This window comes from Pseudomonas sp. NBRC 111139 (assembly GCF_001753955.1).
Classification (GTDB): domain Bacteria; phylum Pseudomonadota; class Gammaproteobacteria; order Pseudomonadales; family Pseudomonadaceae; genus Aquipseudomonas; species Aquipseudomonas alloputida.
Genome location: NZ_BCBP01000127.1, coordinates 1 through 5,386, shown reverse-complemented (window position 1 = coordinate 5,386; position 5,386 = coordinate 1). Strand labels below are relative to the sequence as shown.

Sequence of the window (5,386 nt, the reverse complement as noted above, 5' to 3'; positions counted from 1 at the left end):
CGCGGGTTTACCCGCGAAGAGGCCCTCAAGGCTTACGCGCTGCCATGTGCCCCAAATAGGCCAGCAGCGCATCCAGTTCCTGTTCACTCAACACACTTTCGGCAAACCCCGGCATCTTCGCCTGCGGCCACCGCCGCAGGCTTTGCGGGTCGCGTATCAACTTGCGTAAATAAACCGGCTGAAAATACTCGGTCGGGTTATACGGCACATTCAAGTCCGGCCCCACCTGCCCATCCCCCGCACCGTTCAACTGGTGGCACACCAGGCAATTCTGCTGGAACAGGGCAAAGCCCTGGCGCACCGGGCTGTCGGCCGGCAGCTTCGGGTCGGGTAGCAGCGCAGGAAACCGCTGGTCCACCGGGGCCAGCTTGCGAAGGGTGGCGATCTGGAATGGCCACTGTTCAGGGCGGATGCCGCTGGCCTGCGGCGCAGTCCACACCAGGTAGAACGGCCCGGCACTTGGCTTGCCTGGACCCAGTGACGGCCACGGCGTGTCGGGGTCTTCCACGGCCAGCCAGGCCCGTGCCGGCCCTTGCTGCAGCAAGGGCGCAGCGGGCATTTCGGCGGCAAAGCCATCCAGCGCCACGGCCTGCAGGTGATCGCTGGCAGTCACGCCTTTCAGCAGCGTGACCAGTGGCACCGCCCGATAGTGCATGGGGCGTTTGTAGGATACGTCCTGTTCGATGCTGATGTCCTGGGCCTCAGGGTGGCCAAGCAGTTCGGCGCTGCTCCACTGGCGCGGTGTCGCGCCCAGTTCAAGGTGCAGTTGCGCCGCCGACAATGGCAGGCTCAGGAGCAACGCTAGCAGGGCAAGGCAGTGGCGCATAGGCGATCTCCGACCATCAAGGCCAGCAGGTTACCTGTGCGTTGCCCGTTGGCGCCACCGCCGCAGTCAGCCAAACAAACGTGTCAGGTTCGGCAAGATCAACAGCAACGTGGTGGCAAATAAAATGAGCCCAGCTTGGCGAATTTTCGATTGTCTGAACATGGCGGACCGCCTTCTTGTTGTTATTCCTGAATACCCGTTGGCTTCCTTGTCGCGCTTCGGGTCGATCGCAGCGGCGTTGAATGGCGCCGGACTGCTTGCCGCTTGAAAGTGGATATACCTTCAACAGTAGGGTGTGCGTTATCCATATTTGAGAACCCTTTGTTCTAACCGTGCACTAAAACCATTCCTCTGGCTATGAGGCTAAGTGCTATCTAGCTGACACGCTCTATCTAGACAGTGGCGCAAGTACCCGGCAGGCGCCGACGAAATGTGACCGTTCGTCAGTGCAGCCTACTTGCTTGTACGTGCCTTTCGCGGCAGTCTCTACAGCAGATTCCCACCCATGTCGTTCAGGACTACCCCTATGTCGTTACGCATCTGCATCCTTGAAACCGATGTCCTGCGACCGGAGTTGACGGCGCAATATCAGGGCTACGGCAGGATGTTCGAGCAGCTCTTCTCGCGTCAGCCGATTGCCGCCGAATTTTGTGTGTACAACGTGATGCACGGCGACTATCCCGCCGACAGTGAAAAGTTCGATGCCTACCTTGTGACGGGCAGCAAGGCCGATTCGTTCGGTACCGACCCGTGGATCCAGACGCTAAAGGCCTACCTGCTCAAGTTGTACGAGCGCGGTGAAAAGCTGCTGGGCGTGTGTTTTGGCCACCAGTTGCTGGCCTTGACCCTGGGTGGCAAGGCCGAGCGGGCTGAGCAAGGCTGGGGCGTGGGTATTCATCGCTACTCGTTGGCGGCGCATGCGCCCTGGATGGACCCGGAGGTGTCGGAGCTGACCTTGCTGATCAGTCACCAGGACCAGGTGACCGAACTGCCGGAAGGCGCTACGGTGATTGCCTCCAGCGATTTCTGCCCGAATGCGGCGTACCACATTCGCGACCAGGTGCTGTGCTTCCAGGGCCACCCGGAATTCGTGCATGACTACTCCCGCGCACTGCTCGATGCGCGCCAGGAATACCTGGGTGACGAGGTGTACCACAAGGCCGTTGCCAGCCTGGCCACCGAGCACCAGGGAGATTTGGTAGGGGAGTGGATGTTGCGGTTCATCCAGCAGCCATCAAAGGCCAGCGACAGCGCCGCTTAAGCGGTGGCAACCCTTCGCGGGCACGCCCGCGAAGAGGCCATCAAAGCCAACCCGATTTCTTGAAGCTGGCATACAACCCGGCACACCCCGTCACAATCACCCCCAATACCGCGAAGTAACCGTAGTGCCAGCTCAGCTCCGGCATGTTCTGGAAGTTCATCCCGTAAACCCCGGCAATGGCCGTAGGGAATGCCAGAATCGCCGCCCAGGCCGCGAATTTGCGCTGCACGATGCTTTGCCGTGACGATTCCAGCAGCATGCCGATCTCAATCGTCTGGCTGGCAATGTCGCGGATGCCGGCCAAGTCTTCCATCTGCCGTGTCACGTGAATTTGCACATCACGAAAGTACGGGCGCATGTTCTTGTCGATGAACGGGAAGCTCAGGCGCTGCAGTTCTTCGCTCACTTCAACCAGAGGTGCCACGTAGCGGCGCAGGCGCAGGATGTCACGGCGCAGGCTGTGCAGGCGGCGGATGTCGTCTTCCCGCAGCGAGCCGCCCAGTACGCTTTCCTCCAGCGCTTCGATCTCGCCATGAATGGCCTCGCTGACCGGTTGGTAGTTCTCGGTGACGAAGTCGAGCAGGGCGTACAGCACGAAGTCTTCGCCATGTTCCAGCAGCAGGGGCCGAGCCTCGCAGCGCTGGCGGACCATGGCGTAGGATTTGGAGTGGCCGTTGCGGCAGGTGATGATGTAGCCGTTGCCCGCGAAGATATGGGTCTCGATGAATTCCAGTTTGCCTTCGTGGCGCACTGGCGAATAAGTGACGATGAACAACGCGTCACCGAAGGTTTCCAGCTTGGGCCGGCTGTGTTTTTCCAGGGCATCTTCGATGGCCAGTTCGTGCAGGTTGAACTGCGACTGCAGGTTGGCCAGCTCTTCGGCATTGGGCTCTTCCAGGCCGATCCACACAAAATGCCCCGGCTTGCGCGCCCACTCGCTGCCTTCGTCGATGCTGATGTTGGTGACCTTTCTGCCGGCGCTGTACACCGCCGATGCCACGACTCGACCCATGGTTGTCCGCTTATTCGATTGAACACGGATACAGCTTGGGCTGTACCCGGCTCCAGAGCAACCCCGGATCAGGCCAGTTCTTTTTCCATGCGGTCAATGCACTGCTGCATTTGCACCCGGCATTGCTCGATCAGCGCGGGCAGGTCCTGCAGCGTCATGCCCGTCGTGGCAATGGGCGGCAGCGAGCGCACAATCACCGTGCGCTGGCGCCAGCTGTTCAGGCTCAGGCGCCTGGCATAGCGGCTGACGCAGACCGGCACGATCGGCACACCGGCCTCGATGGCCATGTGAAACGCGCCTTTCTTGAACGCCAGCAAATGCTCGCCGGGATTGCGGGTGCCTTCGGGGAAAATCCAGATCGAGGTGTCGTCCTGCAGAACCCGGGTGGTCTTCTGTATGGCCCTGCGTGCCTGATAGGCATTCTTGCGGTCGACCAGCACGTTGCCGCCCAGCCAGAACAATTGGCCGAACAGCGGGATCCAGCCCAGGCTCTTCTTGCCGATGGCGACGGTGCGTTGCGGCACCACTTGGCCCAGCACGAACAGGTCGAAGTTGGACTGGTGGTTGGCCACGATCACACACCCGGGTGGATGGTCCCACAATGGGCCGACTTCGGCCTTGACCTTGATGCGCATCAGCCAGGTGGCCGGCAAGCTGTAGAGCCGGGCGAAAACGCGGCTGTTGTCAGGGTTGAAGGGGCGGCACAGGCCAATGAGCAGGCCCACGGCGCCAACGGCAAGGAAATGCAGCCCCAGCAGGAACATACGCAATGAATAAAGCATGGTACGGCTCACACCAGACGGTCGCGGGGCAGTGTACGGGTGTGCACTGGTTGGGGCAAACCTTGGTGCAGGCCTGTTCCGGCCTTTTCGCGGGCAAGCCCGCGAAAAGGGCCCGTGCGTCTAGCCCATATGCTGCTGATCCAGCTCGATCGCCTTGTCCAGCGCCTCCAGCAGCCCTTTGCGCACTTTCAGCTTGGTGTTCTTGTGCGCCAGCATGTTCAGCTTCTTCAGCTCTCGTGCTGCAGTCATTGCCGCTTCCTGCAACTGCTCGGCCGGTACCACCTTGTCGAGGAAGCCGGCATCCACGGCACCCTGCGGGTCAAATACTTCGGCATTGATCACCGAGCGGTGGAAGGCCGAGCGGCGCAGGCGGTCGCGGGCCAGTTCAATGCCGGCGTGATGCATGGTCATGCCGATTTGCACTTCGTTCAGGCATACCTTGTATGGCCCATCGACGCCAATGCGGTAGTCGGCCGACAGCAGCAGGAAGGCGCCCTTGGCCACGGCATTGCCGGGGCAGGCGACCACCACCGGGAACGGGTGCGACAGCAGCCGGCGGGCGAGGGTGGAACCGGCGGTGACCAGGCTGATGGCGTCTTTGGGGCCGCGGGTCATTACCTTGAGGTCGTAACCGCCTGACAGAATGCCCGGCTGCCCGGTGATGATCACTACTGCACGCTCCTCGGTAGCGCGGTCCAGCGCTGCATTGAAGGCAGTGATGACGTCCGGCGAGATGGCATTGACCTTGCCGTTGTTCAGGGTAAGGGTGGCGATGCCGTCTTCGGCGTGGTAGGTAATCAGCTCGCTCATGGCAGAGTCCTTTTGTTGGCGTGGCGACGACGTTACCCAGCGCCAGGGGCGAGGTAAAGCAGCAAGGCTGACTGGTCGGTCAGTGCTCATGGCAGCCCAAGTGCAAATACATGAAAAAATTGAAAAAAATGCTTGCCAAAGGGAAAGTCTTTCACTAAATTAGCGCACCTCGACAGGCCACAAGGCTTGAAGAGAAACGGTGAAGTGTCCGAGTGGTCGAAGGAGCACGCCTGGAAAGTGTGTATACGAGAAATCGTATCAAGGGTTCAAATCCCTTCTTCACCGCCACATTCTACGAAGAGCCCCCGCGCTGAAAAGCACGGGGGCTTTTTGTTGTGCGCCAGGCATGGCGCGTTGCGCGTAAGCGCAACCTGCTTGGCTGTGGTGGCCGAGCGGGTGACTTGGAGGTGAAAGTCCTCTACACACCCGGCAAGGGGAAGTGTTAGCCGGAGGCAAGGGTGTCGCGGGCGACTGCGAATCTGAAGGAAGCCCGAGGCAAAATGCTGGCCTGACGAACAGGAAGCGGATCAGGCGGCACAGCGGGGTCAGGCGGCAACAATCGCCAAAGCCCAATACTTGCACGGAGCGCTGTGACGTAAATCCGACAGGTATAAGCAGGAAGGTCGCGCGAATTACCCTGGGAGATCTGCACGCTTGCCATAGTGCTACCGAGCGTCGAGAGGCGACGGGATGAG

At 60.6% G+C, this 5,386-nt stretch carries 5 protein-coding genes and 1 tRNA gene; 2 read left to right on the top strand and 4 right to left on the bottom strand.

The window, feature by feature from the left end:
- Positions 1-25: 25 nt before the first annotated feature.
- On the bottom strand, positions 26-826 hold the full coding sequence (locus BJQ17_RS29240; RefSeq protein ID WP_060546439.1) for a cytochrome c: 801 nt from the start codon (positions 824-826) through the stop codon (positions 26-28).
- Between the two features lie 526 nt (positions 827-1,352).
- Between BJQ17_RS29240 and BJQ17_RS29235 the strand changes: the two genes are divergently transcribed.
- Positions 1,353-2,087, top strand: a complete 735-nt coding sequence (locus BJQ17_RS29235; protein WP_003252828.1) for an amidotransferase — start codon at positions 1,353-1,355, stop codon at positions 2,085-2,087.
- 40 nt (positions 2,088-2,127) lie between these two features.
- On the opposite strand, the gene BJQ17_RS29230 is transcribed toward BJQ17_RS29235, so the two are convergent.
- The 3 genes from BJQ17_RS29230 to BJQ17_RS29220 all read right to left on the bottom strand — a co-directional run bounded on the left by BJQ17_RS29230 (position 2,128) and on the right by BJQ17_RS29220 (position 4,691).
- On the bottom strand, positions 2,128-3,099 hold the full coding sequence (locus BJQ17_RS29230) for a magnesium and cobalt transport protein CorA (RefSeq protein ID WP_003252830.1): 972 nt from the start codon (positions 3,097-3,099) through the stop codon (positions 2,128-2,130).
- A gap of 68 nt (positions 3,100-3,167) precedes the next feature.
- Positions 3,168-3,881, bottom strand: coding sequence for a 1-acyl-sn-glycerol-3-phosphate acyltransferase (locus BJQ17_RS29225; protein WP_003252832.1), 714 nt, complete (start codon positions 3,879-3,881; stop codon positions 3,168-3,170).
- A 120-nt stretch (positions 3,882-4,001) separates the two neighbouring features.
- A complete protein-coding gene (locus BJQ17_RS29220) occupies positions 4,002-4,691 on the bottom strand; it encodes a crotonase/enoyl-CoA hydratase family protein (RefSeq protein ID WP_003252834.1) in 690 nt (229 codons plus the stop codon).
- Positions 4,692-4,889: 198 nt separating this feature from the next.
- Between BJQ17_RS29220 and BJQ17_RS29215 the strand changes: the two genes are divergently transcribed.
- A tRNA-Ser gene (locus tag BJQ17_RS29215) sits at positions 4,890-4,979 on the top strand.
- Positions 4,980-5,386: the final 407 nt, after the last annotated feature.